Origin of the sequence: Microcoleus sp. PH2017_35_SFW_U_B, assembly GCF_020737865.1 — a bacterium.
Taxonomy (GTDB): Bacteria; Cyanobacteriota; Cyanobacteriia; order Cyanobacteriales; family Microcoleaceae; genus Microcoleus.
On the sequence record NZ_JAEQDE010000053.1, the window covers coordinates 17,301 to 33,529 of the forward strand.

General features: G+C 46.6%; 24 protein-coding genes and 1 tRNA gene. 15 read left to right on the top strand and 10 right to left on the bottom strand.

The features are described from left to right. Positions 1 to 7: 7 nt before the first annotated feature. The 6 genes from JGK36_RS15715 to JGK36_RS15740 form a co-directional block, all read right to left on the bottom strand. A complete protein-coding gene (locus JGK36_RS15715) occupies positions 8 to 1,636 on the bottom strand; it encodes a bifunctional DNA primase/polymerase (protein WP_293179441.1) in 1,629 nt (542 codons plus the stop codon). Between the two features lie 3 nt (positions 1,637 to 1,639). After that, positions 1,640 to 4,126: a hypothetical protein gene (locus JGK36_RS15720; RefSeq protein WP_293179444.1), complete on the bottom strand. Its 2,487-nt coding sequence runs from the start codon at positions 4,124 to 4,126 to the stop codon at positions 1,640 to 1,642. Between the two features lie 404 nt (positions 4,127 to 4,530). After that, entirely contained in the window at positions 4,531 to 4,860 is a 330-nt protein-coding gene (locus tag JGK36_RS15725) for a hypothetical protein (RefSeq protein WP_293179447.1), read from the bottom strand. Beyond that, complete coding sequence (locus JGK36_RS15730) at positions 4,857 to 5,072, bottom strand: hypothetical protein (RefSeq protein ID WP_293179450.1); 216 nt, start codon at positions 5,070 to 5,072, stop codon at positions 4,857 to 4,859. The genes JGK36_RS15725 and JGK36_RS15730 overlap by 4 nt, the downstream gene beginning before the upstream one ends. Beyond that, positions 5,069 to 5,398 carry a hypothetical protein gene (locus tag JGK36_RS15735; protein WP_293179453.1) on the bottom strand — a complete coding sequence of 110 codons (330 nt, stop codon included), beginning with the start codon at positions 5,396 to 5,398 and terminating at the stop codon, positions 5,069 to 5,071. The genes JGK36_RS15730 and JGK36_RS15735 overlap by 4 nt, the downstream gene beginning before the upstream one ends. A 66-nt stretch (positions 5,399 to 5,464) precedes the next feature. Beyond that, positions 5,465 to 5,665, bottom strand: coding sequence for a hypothetical protein (locus tag JGK36_RS15740; RefSeq protein ID WP_293179456.1), 201 nt, complete (start codon positions 5,663 to 5,665; stop codon positions 5,465 to 5,467). Between the two features lie 536 nt (positions 5,666 to 6,201). Here JGK36_RS15740 and JGK36_RS33880 point away from each other — a divergent pair. Then, positions 6,202 to 6,450: a helix-turn-helix transcriptional regulator gene (locus JGK36_RS33880; RefSeq protein WP_366026233.1), complete on the top strand. Its 249-nt coding sequence runs from the start codon at positions 6,202 to 6,204 to the stop codon at positions 6,448 to 6,450. Positions 6,451 to 6,539: 89 nt separating this feature from the next. Here JGK36_RS33880 and JGK36_RS15745 read toward each other — a convergent pair whose 3' ends face one another. Beyond that, complete coding sequence (locus JGK36_RS15745; RefSeq protein ID WP_293179459.1) at positions 6,540 to 7,217, bottom strand: hypothetical protein; 678 nt, start codon at positions 7,215 to 7,217, stop codon at positions 6,540 to 6,542. A gap of 40 nt (positions 7,218 to 7,257) precedes the next feature. Further along, on the bottom strand, positions 7,258 to 7,503 hold the full coding sequence (locus JGK36_RS15750; RefSeq protein ID WP_293179462.1) for a hypothetical protein: 246 nt from the start codon (positions 7,501 to 7,503) through the stop codon (positions 7,258 to 7,260). Positions 7,504 to 7,848: 345 nt separating this feature from the next. Between JGK36_RS15750 and JGK36_RS15755 the strand changes: the two genes are divergently transcribed. From JGK36_RS15755 to JGK36_RS15820, 14 genes are all read left to right on the top strand, one after another. After that, a complete protein-coding gene (locus JGK36_RS15755) occupies positions 7,849 to 8,214 on the top strand; it encodes a hypothetical protein (protein WP_293179465.1) in 366 nt (121 codons plus the stop codon). Beyond that, positions 8,211 to 8,630 carry a hypothetical protein gene (locus JGK36_RS15760; RefSeq protein ID WP_293179468.1) on the top strand — a complete coding sequence of 140 codons (420 nt, stop codon included), beginning with the start codon at positions 8,211 to 8,213 and terminating at the stop codon, positions 8,628 to 8,630. The genes JGK36_RS15755 and JGK36_RS15760 overlap by 4 nt, the downstream gene beginning before the upstream one ends. 83 nt (positions 8,631 to 8,713) lie before the next feature. Beyond that, positions 8,714 to 9,046, top strand: coding sequence for a hypothetical protein (locus JGK36_RS15765; RefSeq protein WP_293179471.1), 333 nt, complete (start codon positions 8,714 to 8,716; stop codon positions 9,044 to 9,046). A 501-nt stretch (positions 9,047 to 9,547) separates the two neighbouring features. After that, positions 9,548 to 10,108: a hypothetical protein gene (locus JGK36_RS15770; protein WP_293179474.1), complete on the top strand. Its 561-nt coding sequence runs from the start codon at positions 9,548 to 9,550 to the stop codon at positions 10,106 to 10,108. A 2-nt stretch (positions 10,109 to 10,110) separates the two neighbouring features. Continuing rightward, positions 10,111 to 10,296 (top strand): hypothetical protein, encoded by a 186-nt coding sequence (locus JGK36_RS15775; protein ID WP_293179477.1) that lies wholly within the window; start codon positions 10,111 to 10,113, stop codon positions 10,294 to 10,296. A 2-nt stretch (positions 10,297 to 10,298) separates the two neighbouring features. Then, entirely contained in the window at positions 10,299 to 10,541 is a 243-nt protein-coding gene (locus JGK36_RS15780) for a hypothetical protein (RefSeq protein WP_293179480.1), read from the top strand. Between the two features lie 163 nt (positions 10,542 to 10,704). After that, a complete protein-coding gene (locus JGK36_RS15785) occupies positions 10,705 to 11,334 on the top strand; it encodes a hypothetical protein (RefSeq protein WP_293179483.1) in 630 nt (209 codons plus the stop codon). Then, entirely contained in the window at positions 11,331 to 11,531 is a 201-nt protein-coding gene (locus JGK36_RS15790) for a hypothetical protein (protein ID WP_293179486.1), read from the top strand. Before JGK36_RS15785 ends, JGK36_RS15790 begins: the two co-directional genes overlap by 4 nt. Positions 11,532 to 11,742: 211 nt before the next feature. Then, a complete protein-coding gene (locus JGK36_RS15795; protein WP_293197307.1) occupies positions 11,743 to 11,973 on the top strand; it encodes a hypothetical protein in 231 nt (76 codons plus the stop codon). Then, on the top strand, positions 11,960 to 13,588 hold the full coding sequence (locus JGK36_RS15800) for a hypothetical protein (protein ID WP_293179493.1): 1,629 nt from the start codon (positions 11,960 to 11,962) through the stop codon (positions 13,586 to 13,588). Before JGK36_RS15795 ends, JGK36_RS15800 begins: the two co-directional genes overlap by 14 nt. A gap of 15 nt (positions 13,589 to 13,603) precedes the next feature. Beyond that, positions 13,604 to 13,777: a hypothetical protein gene (locus JGK36_RS15805; RefSeq protein ID WP_293179496.1), complete on the top strand. Its 174-nt coding sequence runs from the start codon at positions 13,604 to 13,606 to the stop codon at positions 13,775 to 13,777. Between the two features lie 123 nt (positions 13,778 to 13,900). Next, positions 13,901 to 14,545 carry a hypothetical protein gene (locus JGK36_RS15810; RefSeq protein ID WP_293179499.1) on the top strand — a complete coding sequence of 215 codons (645 nt, stop codon included), beginning with the start codon at positions 13,901 to 13,903 and terminating at the stop codon, positions 14,543 to 14,545. A gap of 37 nt (positions 14,546 to 14,582) precedes the next feature. Further along, a tRNA-OTHER gene (locus JGK36_RS15815) sits at positions 14,583 to 14,668 on the top strand. Between the two features lie 58 nt (positions 14,669 to 14,726). Then, a complete protein-coding gene (locus JGK36_RS15820; RefSeq protein ID WP_293179502.1) occupies positions 14,727 to 15,386 on the top strand; it encodes a Uma2 family endonuclease in 660 nt (219 codons plus the stop codon). 46 nt (positions 15,387 to 15,432) lie between these two features. Here the strand turns inward: JGK36_RS15820 and JGK36_RS15825 are convergent, their stop codons facing one another. Then, complete coding sequence (locus JGK36_RS15825) at positions 15,433 to 15,642, bottom strand: hypothetical protein (RefSeq protein WP_293179505.1); 210 nt, start codon at positions 15,640 to 15,642, stop codon at positions 15,433 to 15,435. Positions 15,643 to 15,742: 100 nt separating this feature from the next. After that, a complete protein-coding gene (locus tag JGK36_RS15830; RefSeq protein ID WP_293179508.1) occupies positions 15,743 to 16,225 on the bottom strand; it encodes a thiol-disulfide oxidoreductase DCC family protein in 483 nt (160 codons plus the stop codon). Positions 16,226 to 16,229 lie beyond the last annotated feature (4 nt).

Below are 16,229 nucleotides of genomic sequence, written 5' to 3' on the forward strand. Positions count from 1 at the left end.
GCCATGATCATTTTTGCTTTTCCTTGTTCCGGTTTTTTTGTTGAGTTTTTTCGCGCAGCCGACTTTGCTCTTCCCCGGATAAACTTTGCTGTTTCTTAGCTCTTAGACAAATACATAAAGGAAACTTATCCTCTAAAAAGTCCTGCGAAATTTTTTCAAACAATAAGTCACCCTTATCTATTTGCCCTTGAATTTGGGCTCGCCGCCGTCTGGCCGATACCAGGCGATGATCCAATAGATAAACATTGCAATGAGGTTTCCACCAGTCGCCATGCATGGAAAATAAGCCATCTTCCATGCACAACGCCGACGGCATCTTTTTGAGATGTGGCAGCTTCTCTACCAGTTGCTTTTTCACGATTGGTGGTAATTCCTGGCGATATCCTCGCACCGGTGCTGCTACCAATCGGTAACTATTTGAAAGGTGGCGACTAACAGTCGATTGACTAATTCCTCGAAAATTAGCGATCGCCTCCTGACTCCCACCATAGAATCGAAAATCCGAATTGCAATAAATGAACCGATCGCCCTTTCCCAGTACCCGCGCCGGATAATCGCAGGTGTGCAGGTCGATCGGTTTCAGGATTTGACTCGGAATTTGCCCAGGATCTAAACCCTGAGCTTTTATTTGCTCGATCTCTTCCTGCCACTGACGGTGGAGAGATGCTCGTTGCAAATTCTGGGCTTCCACTTCTGTAGCGAGTATGTGGATGTTAGCCAAATCATCAATATTTATGGCGGCGATCGGGCCGAGTTTCTCTATCCCGGTGAGAGCGATCGCTTTTTCCAAGCTTGCATAATAAACTGTGACCCAGTTCCCCGACTGCGAATAGTCACGAATCAATCCCGATCTTTTCGCGACGCACAGTAACTTCCTGATATGTCCCTGGCTGCGATCCAAAATTTTACTCGCCGCTGCCAGCGAAAATTTCCCGATTCCCGATCCTTTGGATTTTCCGCCGTGGCTCCAACGCGAAATATCGAAGCGACGCGCGAGCAGCCAGACGCTTAGTTTGCGGCCAAAATGCGGGAATAATCGTGCCGGGAAGCGCACCAAATCTAGCTCCTTGTCGCTGACATACTCGCTATGCCAGTTTTCACAAAGTTCGATCAACCATTCCGGGGCTTGCACCGGGGGCGATTGCAGCGGGCTGTTGATCCATTCATAGGGTTTACCTGTTGATGGGTGAATGCTTGGTGGCAGAACGCTTTGATGTCCACCACCCCAGCGAAATTCCAAACATTCCTCTTTACCATCATCGCCCGACACTCCGGTTAGTATTTTTCGATACTTGATGCGGTCCCAGTCAGCTTCGGGTACTAAAAATAAGCACTGTTTTCTACCAGGGCGGCCACTTGTCCATGCCGTCGTCCGAGAGAAATCTGCGAGGCTGTTTTCTCCGGCTAGTTTTTTTAGTAATTTATCTGCTGATTCGCCGTCGATATCGATTGCCAGGAGTCCATGCCCTAGTTTTAATCCGACACCTGTAGCTTTGCCAGCTTGCAGTTCGGTGAGGATTTCTAGGCGGTTAAGTTGACTGGAAGTCCACCCTTTTTGATAGGGGCGTTTGCCTTGAACTGGTACGAGTGGCCAATGTTCGGGGAGTGATAGTAGTGTTGGTAAAACTTGGAGCATTGACTATGATTCCACTATGAGGCTTTTTAGTGGATAATGTTCGGTTGATCGTTTCTCTTCCCCTTCATCCCGGAACCAATTCACCCAAACTAAGGGCATCCCGCCTGCCGATAACTCGAATCCTGTAATTGTTCCTTTTGACTCTGGGTGAAATCGCTTTGTTACAAGTTGTCCTATTCTCAAATCTCGAAAATCTATCAATTCTTGAAGCGAGTTTCTCAACCTTTGTAAATTGTTCTTCGTAATAGCGGCTATCTCTCTTTTCGTGAGCTTTGCGCTGTGATGTTGGTATTCCTTTCTGTCGATAATGTTGTAAATCTTCTCCTCCTCAGCCGAAATAGCAATCAAAAGTGCCTGTGGGAATGATTCGACTTCTAGATTCAAATCTAGTGAAAGTTGACCGGGACAAAATGTTTCGACTTGATTGATAACTTCCTTCGCCCACTTGATGATTTCGTCTTCGTTTTCTGACTCGATGTTCAAGGAGTGTGTGTCGCAACAGAAAGCACCTTTTTCGGGATGATTTAAATCCACATAACTAAATCCTCCATTTGGATCGAGGTAGATTTTCCAGCCTCGATACTCTTCTGTGCAGTTGTCAGTGTAGTGATAATTGGGGGTGAAGTTGTTTGAGGTTAATATTGATTTCCAATCGGCGTCTGCTGTGTCCCCTGGCGCTAAGTTGTCGGTCGTATTTTCTACTAAGAATTCGGTGTGCGTTGCGGTGTCCGAGACTGAATCTGTGGAAGCTGCATTTTCTACTAAGAATTCGGTGTGCGCTGCGGTGTCCGCGACTGAATCTGTGGAAGCTGCATTTTCTACTAAGAATTTGGTGTGCGCTGCGGTGTCCGCGAGAAATGCAGCTTCCACATTTCTCATTGTCTGAATTGTTAATTCTGCCTCTGCCAATTGTTCCCGCAGCCGCTGGTTTTCCTCTGTTAATAAAGATGTGTTACCGCCGGCAGGTGTGGACAGAAACTCGAAGTGCAGCACCCAGACTAACTTGTCCTGCCCCTCGAAATATGTGTCAATAAATTCTTGTGCTGTCGCAACCATGCCACCTTCTTCTTGCAGGTCGATGGGTGACATTTCTGACAGATACTGTTGGTATGGGCGCTGAGTAAGCTTAATAAATCCCAGTTCGTACCCCCCACGGTGGCGGCCCTTATTTAGTGCTGGGATGGCAATATTTTTGTCGAAATATCTAATGAAGTTTTTGGCGTAATCATCTTGCCACGCACGCCGAGTTTGCGTTTTTTTGCCGGAAGTCAACTCGTTTATTGTCAAGGCAAAGCTTATTCCCATGGCCTTGGGCTTGGACGCTTGGGGAAATAATTGATTCAGACTGGCTATCAAATCAGCAGCGAATTCCTTACCTTCATCCTCTGGGAGCTCGATCGCCTGCGCGAGTGCTAGTGTCTTCAATCGTGCCGGATTTGTAAGGCTTTCGAGTAAATCGCCCGCGAATTTATCTTCCCATTCCCTCATGAATTCAGTTGGGCTTTGTTCGTGGGAGTGAGGTTTTAGAGCTAAGCCCTGTGGCCATGTATCGCTGTATATTGTGTCTTCTTGCGGGAAATAATAATATCTGTTTTTCCCGGCTTCCCACACCAATTCCGATTCCCAGTTAGCCTCTTCTTGTTCGCGTCGAATCAACTCCATCTCTGCATAGGCGATAGTAAATAGCTCATCTTCCCCGTCCACTGTGACAAGTGCTTGGCATTCATCTTTCCATTTGTGAATAATTCCTTTTTTGCCTTCTAGCCCCTTGGCAAAAATCAACACTCTATCGCCCTTGCTGGCAGTGATTTCGTTCAGTGGAGTGGTAGGCTTTTCCGCTTTCGTTAGTATTCTCAGGTCACTGGCGCCAAGTGGTTTTGGGTAGACTCCTCCGCTGTAAAGTGCGACGTGAATCTTGCCTAATTTGTCTACTTTTTTGACTAATCCTCTGTCGCTTTTTACGTCTTTTGTCTCGACTATCTCGACTGGCACGCCCTTCGTAAAGCCTAAGCTTTGAATTGCGGCTTTGTAATCCTGACTGCGCTTACCGGATATCTCAAATACTGCTATTTCTAAATGTTTTTTAGTAGCCTTTTTACCTTCCGCTGCCGCTAAATTTTTTGCATATTCGATCGCTTTAAGTTTATTGCCGATATCTGGAATTTCTTTTAGGGGGCGAAGGCAAGCGCTGGGGATATTTAAGGTGATCGGTTCGTCGTATTGTTTGGCAATTTCAGCCTCTAATCGTGCTACTACTTTCGCGTCCTCAATCAATCTGTAAGCACTGGAACTTGACTTGCCAAATTCAGTTTTGCAGTAGCTTTCAAAGGTTCTGTACCCGAGGGCTTTGTAGGCTTTTCGATCTCTTGCTTCTATGAGCATTGAACCCAGGCTGTCAAAGTTACCCTTGATATCCTGCGTGATTGAATCTGCCTCTGCTCTCCCCATTTCGGTGATGCGTGCTGGTCGATCGACAGTTGTAATTGTCATGTTAAAGCCTCCATTTTATCGATAATTCATCTGTCTGGACGATTAAAGGATGCCTCTTTAATGCCCAGCGACTTGATATCCAGCCCCATGAACGTATTTTTCTTGTCCCTGATATAACCCATCTGACAAATAGGAAATCCCCACAAATTTCCTCTATAAATCCTATCTTTTTTGTTTTATTGACCAGCATTGATACTGATTCGCCGACGGCAAATACTGTTCCAGTCGTCATACTTCCTCTTGTGAATCGGATCGTCCTCTGTTGCTGTTAGTCGATCTTGATTTTGTACAAATAGTAGATATCTTCTTCTAGTTGTTCCATTGGTTATGGGTTGTTGGTTATTAGTAATTAGGAAAGGCGATCGCACCGACTAGAGCGCGATCGCACGCCATGCTGTTTGGCACTACGCTTCAAGTTCAAAGTCATCTTGCAGAATATCCCCGGCTAATTCGGCCAGTGCCGACGGGGAAAGGGCTTTCAATAATTCCATTGCTTCCGCGACAGGTGTCGCAAATTCGCCGTGACGCGGCTTGATTTCTATCAATTGCGCGGAGGTTTGGTCGATGCTGTGATAGGCGGCTAAGCCCACTGCCATTCTTTCGTTCCAGGCGAGCTTTTCTAGCGTGAGAAAAAGTAAGCCGAGAGTGGTTCTATCTCGCACAAGGATCTTGACCAATTCGTCGTCTATGTCGTAGGTGCTTTTGAAAGTGTCTAGTGGGTTGACTTGACTCATTTGATTTCCCATACGTCTCCGAAATTTGTTACTTTTCCTGCTGCCTGTAACTCGCGTAGGCGGCACATGGTTGTTCCTGTGGAGTAGAATCCGGGCATCTTGAGAGAGATTTTGTAGGCTGTTTTAGGGCCGTCTTTGAGGATTTCTAAGATGTCCTTTCTTCTGATTTCGTTGATTGCTATGTGGTTGGCGATGCTTCGTCCTGTGTTCATGGGTTTTCGATAGTGGGGATGTGTAAAACCAGGTGTACTTTGAGTCTCCAGACGATCGCCCGAAACGTTTTGCTTGGAAGGTAAAAAAGGCCCCACGCCTTGAAAAGCCATGAGTCGAATACGGGTTTCATGGCGTTCATGTAGCTTTCTACTAAGTCCAAGTCGGCAAGATCTGCCAGGTCGGGGTGATCTTTTGTGTAGGCTTGCTTCCAGATGTCAAAAGCCTCCCAAGCCTCAGTACGGAAATCGCCTCTGTCAAGATTTAGATAGTCCCAAAACCACATTCCGTACCAATTCCAGTTAGTCGTGTTTGTTGCTGTTTCCATGGGTTAGCTCGTTGATAAAAAAGGCAATCGCACGTCCTGCCGCACGATCGCTAACTTTGTCGGTTGCTAGACTTTGATATTGTCTAAATCTTCCCCGCTTACTTCTTCGTAGTAGGTATCGCAAATTTGATAGAAGTAATGGTCTTTCCACTGGATGATTCGCGGAGGTCTGCGGACGGCTATAGTTACACGTTTTATTGATAAGTCTCTCATTTGGAGCTTGATGTGGAGAGTTGTCTTGACTGTCTCGAATGTGGGTGTGGTCATTATTTGTTCCTGAATAATGGGGAAGGAAAGGCGATCGCACGTCCTGCCGCGCGATCGCCGGCGAATGATAGGAAGGAAGTTTATAGGCAGTCCAGGTATTAGGTCATAGGCATCACCTCTGCTTTTGTGGAATCCCTGCGACCGCTTCCCGGTGGTGGCGGTGTGTCGGGGGTGTTCGTCGCTAATCGCCCACTGAAAATCAGGGCTACTGATACCGCAATGGCACGTGACCCGATCGATAAAGTCCGCATTTTCACGGAATTCCTTTCTAAAAGGCAGAGTTTGTCTACGTGAAAAGACGTAGGTTAACTTGTTTGTGCTGTGGAGTTGCCGGAACCGACCGCTTCTTGTCGCTCATGCTCATCAGGTCTTACAGAGCTAGTTGCCAAAGACGGTTTGCTTGCTGGAAACTCTTATATTTGTAGTAAGCAGGCCGTAGACGCTAATCACCAGCCTGCTTACTTTTTGTGGTCGAACACCAGCCTCAAAAAACTTGTTCTCTCAAACTTGCTTTTAAAAGCTAGTTCTTATATACTATGGTAAGTCAACTAAAAAATCAAGCAAATCTTCTAACACCTGTGTGGATTCGCAAAAGAGCCAACAAAACTCAAAGGCAAATAGCCGTCGAGTTAGGTATTACTGAGTCTGTTATCAGTAAATGGGAGCGAGGTATTACCGTGCCTAGTCCCTCTCTGACTGATATTCCTAGGTATTGCCAGGCATATGATTGCACTCTTGAAGAGCTGATTGAGGCGTTCAGTAATATAAGTCGCAAACCCGCCTAACGGAACCTTGAAAATTAAATAGTTAAGCCTCCCCAGGTAGTTTCTGGGGAGGCTTGATCACAGTCTATTGTTTTGTCTAGCACCGTTGTCTAGTGCGACCGAAACGAGTTCAGGAATGTCTGCGTGTTCTGATTGTAAGGACTCACAACCCCCATCATGTACAGGCGATCTCTCACCATCACCTTTCGGAACGTCATCTTGAGCGGTTTAGACCTGTGTTGCAAGTTAACCTCTATTCCTGGGTTTCCGTTTAGACCAAAGTGTCTTTGTGAAACGATCGAAAACTGTTCCCCAAAGGTAGTTCCTGAATTCCATTGCTTGCTGACAACTTCCGTCATAAGAGCCTGTTTGCGATCGGGGCTAATGAATTCGGAGTTTTCAATTGTCTTGTACCCAAAAGTGTAAAATTCGTCTTTTTGCTCGATCGAGTACATCACGCCGTCAGCATCTGTCACTTGCTTAACTTTGTGTGGTGGCACTATTATCGAAAACCGCCCATTTTGGTCATAAAAATCGTTCCATCCCTGCTGCCCAGGCTCGGAAGTGGAACTGAAGGACTGCCGGGGTTGCTGGTATATCTGAACCAGTCGAGGCGCTGTCCCTGTGGTAGTTGGTACAAGATACTGCGTCCGACTTCCCGCCAAGTGATTCTCTAGATTCCGCGCCATCCGGCTGAGCTGTTCCGGCCGCCCGATGAAGTAGCCCAACGCTACCCATCCCGCCACCCCTAGCCATTTGCGCCATTCGATTCGTCTCTTGAAGTTCATATTAAAACCCAGGTATTAGTTTCTGGATTTTATAGCGATTTCAGCCACCAGCGGAACCGCGCAACCACGCAAATAACGCAGGTTTACGAAAAATGTCCCAAAGGTGGGACATTTTTCGTGAACCTTTCTCAATCAAGGTTTCGCTCTCTCGGTGGCGGCAATGATTTTTACTGCGGCCGTGGCGAAAATAATCAGGCATTTCCTCGATGCTGAAATAGCAAAAGCTCTGTTTTTCAAGCTCTTGCTCCAGTTTTTTAGCCTTGTCTGAAAAGAATGATTCATACAAAAATGTCCCAAAAATGGGACATTTTTGATAACCAAGCTTATTGACAATTAGATACTGAGGCTCGCTACACGCCTCTCCAGACTTGCGGGTGACACCGCAAGATTAACGCTCTAACCAAGCACACGGGCGATCGCTCTGGGTAGATCCGGCGATCGCCCTTCCTTTCCCAGCTACTGACAATCATACCCTATGCCTAAAATCAAGCTCAAAAAATACGAGCAGGCTCTTGCTCTCCTCCCAGGATGCAAGGGCTTGGATCGGATCCATCAATCCTTTATGCCAATCTCAAGACTCTCGGTTATCGGTGGAGTGGTAGCGATCGTAAGTGGTTGCTGAAGTGATGCCATGGCAGACCTACCCAACCACCCCCGCTTCTTCGACGACGACAGCGAATACCTCGATCTGGGTTCCGGCGAGCCCGCCGCCAAGCGATACCTGCGGTTGATTTGTTCTGCTGATTATCGATCGAACCCCTTAAATTGCGTTCGGGGCGATCGGCGGACTTCTGAAGATTTGTCGCTGCCACCTAATTTGCTCACGGAAGGGAGGAGATTGACTCCAGCGCTCAAGCTCAAGATTCGGGGAGCTTTGGCTGTTTGCCCTTTACATTCTACTTTCCGGATTCGCGTTTATCAGCTATTTCGCCTAGTCCAGTTTTTCGGCTGGCGGTACAACTACAAATCAAATTGTTGGGAGGCACAAGAATTATGAAGCTCAAAGTTAGTATCCCAGTAGTCAAGGAAGTTTCAAACTCATCCTCATGGGAGAAGTATAGAACGGATGGAACGTTGGAAATTGAATTTGACGGTGAAATTGACGAGCGACAGGTCAACGCCTTGCTCCGGAGGCTAGATGCTCAATTTTTGTTGATCGAAGACAGCCAAGCGATCGGTGAAAACATTGGCAAACTAGAAAGAAATCTAGCTGATACTAAAGATCGGCTAAAGATAGCTCGCGCCCAACTTGATCGGCTCGCTCAATTCCTTGAAGGTTGCGGAGTGAATCCCCGAAGTAATGTTTTGCAATTCGATGAAAGGCTGAAATTGCGATCGGCGGGAACGGGGGAATCTGGCAACACTGAAAATGACAACGAGGAATGTGACGAACCTATAGAGGAGGATGACTGATTTTGATCCTATTCCTTTTTAACGCAGTGGCGCATACATGAGCCAGTCCGAAGCAACGAGTAAATCCCCCTATCTATTCAGCCATGAACACTGAAAATAACGATCATCAATCCACTGTTACCGACATCCTGGAATCCCGTTTCGGAAAATCATTAGAGGGTGCGAGTTTGGAAGATAAGCTGTCATTACTGGAAGCTACCGCTTGCTCGTTGAGGGTTGATATGACTTTCGCGTCAGCACTTGAAATTGTTTGTTCAATGGACGACTCAACCCTCGAATCCGTCTCTCTACTTGACATGGATGATTCGGTTGATTTCGAGAATGTCAATGAAGGGTTGCGTATTATGGCGCTGCTGACCGAGGGTATTGCCGAAGATTATTCAGTTTTAGCCGCTAAAGAAAGATTAGCCGATTAAAAGATTAAAATGCCCCTGCGCTGATATCAACAGCCAGGGGCCGACCACCTTAGTTTTTGCGGGCAAGATGATATGTCTATAATAACAACACACCGACACATTGATCCGAAAACTTTCCGAGATTTGACAAAGTGGTCACTTTACAAGATTGCCAGAGAAACTGATATTCCCCTTCAAAGCTTGTACTGCTATCTGAAAGACGAATCCGACCCCAAGTACAGGGAGCCAAAACCCTACATAAAGAGGCTCCTAGGGGAGATTTATTCTCACCTGCCTGTACCACCTGGTTCGTGATTTATTTCCCGACCTCCTCCTTCTTGGAGGGGGTCTTTTTTTTGTGAAATTGAATCGATTTGGGTTGTTTTTGGGCAGTGCCCAATAATTAGGCTCTGCCTAGTACCTTGATGTTTCGCCAGCCGCTATTGTTGGATTATCGATTCAAATCGATTCTGATTTGATTCGTATCGATTCGCGAATTGATTCGCATTTATGGCAGGAAGCATGACTACCGAAAGTGTTGAAATTGTTGACGTTGAGGCTGTGTCCGAGATGCCGAGTTGGACTGAATCGATTCAAGAGGAAGGGGATTGGCTCAAGCCTTCCGAAGCTCAATATCAGGCGATGTTAGATAAGTCTGGTTTCCAAAGAGCTATCTCTGAGTTGACCGGGAAATACAATTGCCCCGTCGATCTCTTAAGGCGTGGGGAAGCGCGAAGAACCGAATACTCGGGATTTGCCGTTTCTCTCGTCAAGGCTTTGCGATCGGGTGACAAGAAATCTCTTGAAGCTTTGCTCAATTTTGCGGATTCCGGAGAAACCAGCAGTGCTCTAACTATTGCCAGTAAGAACAATCAATTAGCTCAGCAGTGCGACAAGGCTGCGGATGAAAACTTTAAGTCCGCGAAGGCTAACTTGAACAGTGGCATGGCTAACTGGAGGATGCTTGGTGGCAGTTTGGCGAAGAAGGTTGCCAAGGAAATTAAGGCGGGTTTCGCCGAGGAGTTCAATGCAGAGATGCGGGAATTGGGTGTGCAAGCCCAAGATGTTTTCGAGGTGGATTGAATATGAAAACTCCTCAGTGGACGGTCAAAGTGTCTCGCAAATACAATCCCGATCGAACGGTGGTTGCATACGGCGAATCGGCGCCGGCAGTCGAGGCTAATGTCATCAAATCTCTCCGAGAAGATTATGGGATTTGGGACGCTAGGGCGATCGAGGTAATTGGTCAAGTAAAAAGTTTGAGAGGGTAGTTATGAAAGAACCAAATGACAGCCAAATTGAACGTATGGTCGTCGGTGCAGTCTGTGTGAGCGGGCTTGCAATTTTTGCTATTGGATATGATGCCGGTTTTGGGCAAGGGCTTCGGCAACAAAAGTCTCCAACAGTGATTTTCGGCACTCAAATTATTAACAACAGTGTCAATTATTGGTCGCCAGATGCTGGGACGGTCTCAAATAGCGAGCAGCCAAAACAAGAATCCACTTCGGATAAGTAGGGGCTAAGTTGCGATGCGAAAAATGTAGTTTCAAATGTTTGCGGTGTGGTCGCTGCCAGTGTGCTAGGGCGATCGAGGTAGTTAGTCAAATTCAAGGTTTAAGAGCTCAATTGGCAAAAGAGGAGGAACAATAATGCTTTCAAGGGTTGTAGGTCATAATCCTATGTCGCCGGTTCTCCGACAAAACTTAGGCGATATCGGTCTCGCCAAGGTAGCGAATTGCACGGATGAAGAAGTTCACGAAAGTTCGGTTAATAAGAAGAAGTGGCAGCAGCAAGCCCGACGCTCAAAGATTTATGTTGCGAATCAAAAGGCGATTTTGGATTGCATCAAAAGGATCGAAGAGCTTGCGCTGGAGCTTCTTGAATACGGATTTGATACAGATGAAAAAATAACGGGGCTTGTTGCCAAGGGCATTGAAGGGGGAGCCAAATATAAGGCTGCGGTACTTTACCGCAAGGAGCAAGCAAGGCTTTCTGTACTCAAAACCGAGGCTCAATTTGCTGCCGACATGGGATTCGCGCAAGCGAAGACAGGCGGAGAAATCGGCTTGATAGCCGATCGCTACGGCATTGATATCAAGTTTCTCCAAGCTGGCTTTAAAACTCAGTCGGCCGCCTTAGAACCACAGCTTAAAGCCAGTGCGGATGCCAAAAATCAAGAGGCGATCGCCCGCCAGCAGCAAGAAGCTTACTGGAAAGGCGAAACCACTACTTCTGGAGGCCAAAAAACTTTGAGTGGCGGCTTGTTTGGCTCGATTTCTAAATCTTTGGCTGGATGGTTTAAAGTATGAAGTTTCCATTTTTTAGAGATCGCGATCGCGAAAAGCTTGAGGCTTATCGCAGAGTCTTGGAAGCTTACGCTGACCCAAATAACTGGTCAAATGTCAGTTGTTTTGGACACATTAAACGCCGACGGTGGTGCGGTGGCAACGACGGCATGGATTTAGCTAAAAAAGTATTGGAGCAAGATGATGGACGGAACTCTTGAAGGGTACGCAGCTTACGAGGACTGGGAGGCTCGGCAACCGAAACTACAGGTTGCCGAGCCGGGAGAAAAGCGGATCGCATTTTCTCGGAATGCTTACAGAGTAGCTCATTTTGGCTTGATAGCCAGTGGCACTGCATCCGCGGTACTTATTTTTAGAATGATTCCCTGGTTGTCGTTTGGCAGTTTTGCTATCCGAATAATTGCGACCGCGGTGGTTGGCAAGGAGGCTCTTTTTGGCGCGGACGACGATCGTCCTGGATATCAGGCGGCTGCCACCGCGATCGCTCTCGGCTCTGCGGCCGGTGAGTGGGATGCAATTTTGGCAATCTTTGGTGCTGTTGGTGACTTCCTCTCTTTGTACGGGGGGTCGATCGTGGTTGGGTTGTTGATGGTGTGTGTCCTTGTGGCGTGGCTGTGGGGAGGTCGCAATGTCTCGACTTAAGATTTCACTTGCTCTGCTTGCTGGTTGCGCTGGCTTTGTTCTTGCCGGCGCAAGCCTTCCGGTTGACACCCAACTAACGATTCGCACCAAACTTGGCAAGCGAACTTATCCTCACTGGTTAGTCCAGCCCGATAGCAAGATTGTCAAAACTGAGGGCGCTTCCGGCTTGATTCGGCTGCTTGGTGGGTTAGCTAGCTTCGCTAGCTTTGGGGCTGCTCTACACTTCGCTGGCAGTGACGAACGCGAACAGCGGCTATTTTGGGCTGGACAGGTTGCCAGCGACGATATCCAGCAAAAAGAAAATCAGACAACGGCCGAAATCGGTGCAGGGGTTCGCCTCAAAAAATTACAACTTGAGGCGCAGGCAGATATCGATCTTTTTACTTTGCAGCTTCAGCAAAAATTCAAGGAGGCGATCGGATTTACTCCAGTGCCATCCCAGCCAGCGTTACCTCACGGTAAGCCGGGAACACTGGATGACATTACAAATCCAGGTGACAAAATTGATGTCGGAGAACAAGTTAAAAGTGCGATCGAACCCGGTGATTCCCTGACTCAATCTTTGCTGAAAAGCCAAATCAGTAGCGCAGTTTTTGCGGGATTTTTGAAACTTATTGGAACCCCTGGATCGGGAAAGACTACCCTGACGAGCGCGATCGTTCGTTGTCGCGTCAGTCGAGGCCATCGATTGATAGTTATAAACTCCCACAAGCGTAAATCAATGTACCGAGGAATTGAAAAATTCCTCATCAAAGGGACGAAGATTTACGGTATTGGTTTGGGTGATAAGGAGCGGGCAAAAAGCTTGCTGGATGGCTTGAATAAAATTCTTGAGATTCTATCCAAGCGATACGATGAATATCAGAATGATGATGAGGGAACTTACCATCATTTTCCTATCTCCTTACTCCTTGAGGAGATAGGTGAGTGGCAGCCTCTTTTGGCTTTAATCTTGCCGCCTACTGAGGTTGAAAATATCTTGCAAACTTTTTGGCTAAAGCTTTTTATAGCGGCCAGGAAGGGAAAGGTTTTTCCTCTTGTTACAGCTCAGACTGATACTCAGGCAATGTTCAAGGCGAAAAATTTGTCGGAATTGTTTAAACAGTCCGGTGCTATTACCTTGTTGCTGACCGCCGTACCAGATAAGGACTCTGAAGACGGGTGGAAGCCTTCGGGGCAAGGCAAACTTAAATCACCCAATTCTGTACCAATTGATGTTTCTATTCCTGATGCACGATCGCTGATTGACGATGTGGATCATTTTGGGGATTGCGAAATATTTCTCGAATCATTTGCTACAGATTATCCCACCGAGTCAGTGGTGGAGATTCCACCAGTCTCCACCACCTCTCCACCGCCTCTCCACCAACCTATTCACCACCTGGAACCTTTGCTGCACCGGAAACCCAACGCAGTTAACCCGATTCCGGAAAATTGGGAGTTTCCCGAGCCAATGCAGTCGTTGACCCCCGAAGTGCGTGCGGTGGTGGTTGCCTGTAAGCGTAGCGGGCTATCTCAGAATGCTGCTATTTTGGCGATATGGGGGGTTGCTAAATCTGGTAGCGATAAGCGCTACGAGTCTGCTAGAAATCACTATCAATCCGTAGTTATTTAGGGAGGTAAATAACAAATGGAAGAAGAGTCGTTAACAAAAGATATTCAATGCCCGCAATGTGGATCGGTGGATATTAAGTTCGACAAAGATTATGGATTTTACACCTGTAATGCTTGTGATCATGCTTGGGCTTATTCCAAGGATGACCCAGATTTTGATGAGCTTGATGAAGATATTGACTTAAATTAACAGCGTAATTGCAAGGTCGCTCCTTGTTTCTTTATGTTTGAGCGAAAGTTGAAATGGGGTATCCAAAGATATTTGAACCCGGTCACGACGAGGGGTTCAAGGAGTTCAGCCAAAACAATGATTATGAGATTGCTGAATGATGCGTCTGCAACAGATTTAATGTTGGTTCCTGGAATTCTGAAAGAATTTGAGGAGTTGCCTGCATGGCTTAAATTGCGATTCCAAAAAGGTTCCCTTTATCAAGACGAGGATCGAGTTTTTGGGTGGTGTAGGGATGATCAAATTCAGGCAGTTGAGTTGCCTGTGTACTTGGATATGTTTTCTTACGACAATGGAAATGAGAATCGCATTGTTAAATATATTAGGGTTGGTGTATCAGACGAAGAAGGTTTTGCCCCCGCTATTGATTTACCTTTTAATGGAGTTCGTGTTGAAGTCCCTGTTGCCCCTGGTTACGATTTTGACTATACTTTCTTGACCATGTGGGAACACGGCTGGGCATCACCTTGCGAAATTCAATGGAGCTGGTCGGATCTAGATGGGTATGTGGTAGAACGATCGATCATTCCTCATGGCTTTTGGAAAGCTTGGGAATGGTATCCAGATTGCTGGCGGGATTACTACGACAAACGTCCTGAGCTTTTTGAGGATGCTGAGTGGTGGGGTACCCCGATGCCGATTCGTCATGAACCACCGAATGACCCCTATGCAGCGGTACTGGGTGGAGCAAATAAGCACGACGTTGAAATATTTTTTCTTGACTCTTGACTTTTCAGTCAGAGTGAGATAGATTTTTTGTTGTGCAGGGACAGTTGAAAGCAGGCGAACACTTGATCTGGAAGTGTCGCCCTGTCACGGCGGAAGTTGCGGGTTCGAGCCCCGTCTGTCCCGTTCTCTCGAAAGTTTAGGGTTGTAATAAACTTTTTTCTGGATTAAGCAGGAGGCAAACATGACTGCGACGCTCATTCATCCCTCTCCAGAAAAAACCACACAACGGGTGGTACTATCTAGTATCAGTTGGCAGACTTACCAAAGCTTGTTAGCAGAAGCTGGAGACAACAGGTCTTCGCGGTTTTCATATTTTCAAGAAGTATTAGAAATTATCATGCCATCAGATTTGCATGAAACTGTTAATTGTTTGCTAAAACAGTTTGTGACTACTTTAAGCGATGAATTAAAGTTGAAACGTAAGGGATTTGGTTCGACAACTCTCAATCGTGAAGATTTAAAACAAGGTGCCGAACCAGATTCCTGTTTTTATATCCAAAATGTCGATCGCATTCGTGGCAGAAAAATTAACTTATCAATTGACCCGCCACCAGATTTAATCATTGAAGTCGATCTTACCAGTCCATCTACTAATCGCTTTAGTATTTACAAAAACCTGGGAGTTCCTGAAATTTGGAGATATCTCGGAGAGACTGTACAATTTTTTCAATTTCAGAACGGAGAATATGTAATCTGTGAATGTAGTGCCACTTTTCCGATTGTTTCTTCAGAAATAATCACTCAATTTTTGCAGATGGCAGAGACCGAGGATGATATGACTATAATTGACGCTTTGCGAGTATGGGTGAGGGAGCAGTTGCGATCGCCCGAAAATGAATAATACTTAACTTAATTTAACTAATTCCTTTCTCCCACGGACGATCGACTCAAAGGTGTGAGATAATAAAGGGTCGGAATATCTGATATGTCAAAACCAGGGCGATCGGCACTAGGATCGGAATAGCCACTAGCAGTCCCCATTTACCAAACTTAAGTTTTTGACCGTCCGATTTGAACAGGAAAGTCACAGCGACAATTCCCATGAGTACCCAAAGACCACCGAAGCCCATGAAGACTGTATATCCTGCGTCTTCCATTTTTCCCCCTGCTTTTAGTAGCAATCAATCTTTAATCTTAGTTGCAGTTTGTTTCTGTTGAAATCTGCAAATCGGTCGATCGCACTTACTCAATTTAACTCTATTCCAACTTTGCCCGACAGCGACCTTCAATTTCGCACTCGATCCGCGCAGTTCGATCGCTCATAATACTTGCTAAGTCCGGTCTTCCCGTCAAAGGCAGCCGCCAATCAGCCCAAATTCCGTACAGCCAATTCGCGATCGCCCCAACAATCGGCAACTTAGTCACAGCATAGACCCAACCAATCCCCAAAATCTCGTAGATCCGCCGAAATACCTCAACATTTTTAATTGCCGTACCGTCGGGTAACACCGCGTGAATCCGGCCCATCGCCGTTTCGTAGTCGATTCCGCCGTGGGCTTGGGGGTTGTAGTCATCCTCCGCAATATCCACAAACGACACCAAACCTCGGCCCGCGTCCCGCTTTTTCAAGAAATTGACCTCCCGCACGCACAGCGGACATTCACCGTCGTACAAAAGCTCAATCTGCCAAGATGGCTTAATTTCAACAGATTCGGGAAATTCAGTTTTAGCAGTAGACATAGGG

Excerpts from the sequence above, each read along its gene's own strand:
- JGK36_RS15715 (WP_293179441.1), bottom strand. The coding sequence starts at position 1,636 with ATGCTCCAAGTTTTACCAACACTACTATCACTCCCCGAACATTGGCCA.
- JGK36_RS15720 (WP_293179444.1), bottom strand. The coding sequence starts at position 4,126 with ATGACAATTACAACTGTCGATCGACCAGCACGCATCACCGAAATGGGG.
- JGK36_RS15725 (WP_293179447.1), bottom strand. The coding sequence starts at position 4,860 with ATGAGTCAAGTCAACCCACTAGACACTTTCAAAAGCACCTACGACATA.
- JGK36_RS15730 (WP_293179450.1), bottom strand. The coding sequence starts at position 5,072 with ATGAACACAGGACGAAGCATCGCCAACCACATAGCAATCAACGAAATC.
- JGK36_RS15735 (WP_293179453.1), bottom strand. The coding sequence starts at position 5,398 with ATGGAAACAGCAACAAACACGACTAACTGGAATTGGTACGGAATGTGG.
- JGK36_RS15740 (WP_293179456.1), bottom strand. The coding sequence starts at position 5,665 with ATGACCACACCCACATTCGAGACAGTCAAGACAACTCTCCACATCAAG.
- JGK36_RS33880 (WP_366026233.1), top strand. The coding sequence starts at position 6,202 with ATGGTAAGTCAACTAAAAAATCAAGCAAATCTTCTAACACCTGTGTGG.
- JGK36_RS15745 (WP_293179459.1), bottom strand. The coding sequence starts at position 7,217 with ATGAACTTCAAGAGACGAATCGAATGGCGCAAATGGCTAGGGGTGGCG.
- JGK36_RS15755 (WP_293179465.1), top strand. The coding sequence starts at position 7,849 with ATGGCAGACCTACCCAACCACCCCCGCTTCTTCGACGACGACAGCGAA.
- JGK36_RS15760 (WP_293179468.1), top strand. The coding sequence starts at position 8,211 with ATGAAGCTCAAAGTTAGTATCCCAGTAGTCAAGGAAGTTTCAAACTCA.
- JGK36_RS15765 (WP_293179471.1), top strand. The coding sequence starts at position 8,714 with ATGAACACTGAAAATAACGATCATCAATCCACTGTTACCGACATCCTG.
- JGK36_RS15770 (WP_293179474.1), top strand. The coding sequence starts at position 9,548 with ATGACTACCGAAAGTGTTGAAATTGTTGACGTTGAGGCTGTGTCCGAG.
- JGK36_RS15775 (WP_293179477.1), top strand. The coding sequence starts at position 10,111 with ATGAAAACTCCTCAGTGGACGGTCAAAGTGTCTCGCAAATACAATCCC.
- JGK36_RS15780 (WP_293179480.1), top strand. The coding sequence starts at position 10,299 with ATGAAAGAACCAAATGACAGCCAAATTGAACGTATGGTCGTCGGTGCA.
- JGK36_RS15785 (WP_293179483.1), top strand. The coding sequence starts at position 10,705 with ATGTCGCCGGTTCTCCGACAAAACTTAGGCGATATCGGTCTCGCCAAG.
- JGK36_RS15790 (WP_293179486.1), top strand. The coding sequence starts at position 11,331 with ATGAAGTTTCCATTTTTTAGAGATCGCGATCGCGAAAAGCTTGAGGCT.
- JGK36_RS15800 (WP_293179493.1), top strand. The coding sequence starts at position 11,960 with ATGTCTCGACTTAAGATTTCACTTGCTCTGCTTGCTGGTTGCGCTGGC.
- JGK36_RS15805 (WP_293179496.1), top strand. The coding sequence starts at position 13,604 with ATGGAAGAAGAGTCGTTAACAAAAGATATTCAATGCCCGCAATGTGGA.
- JGK36_RS15810 (WP_293179499.1), top strand. The coding sequence starts at position 13,901 with ATGAGATTGCTGAATGATGCGTCTGCAACAGATTTAATGTTGGTTCCT.
- JGK36_RS15820 (WP_293179502.1), top strand. The coding sequence starts at position 14,727 with ATGACTGCGACGCTCATTCATCCCTCTCCAGAAAAAACCACACAACGG.
- JGK36_RS15825 (WP_293179505.1), bottom strand. The coding sequence starts at position 15,642 with ATGGAAGACGCAGGATATACAGTCTTCATGGGCTTCGGTGGTCTTTGG.
- JGK36_RS15830 (WP_293179508.1), bottom strand. The coding sequence starts at position 16,225 with ATGTCTACTGCTAAAACTGAATTTCCCGAATCTGTTGAAATTAAGCCA.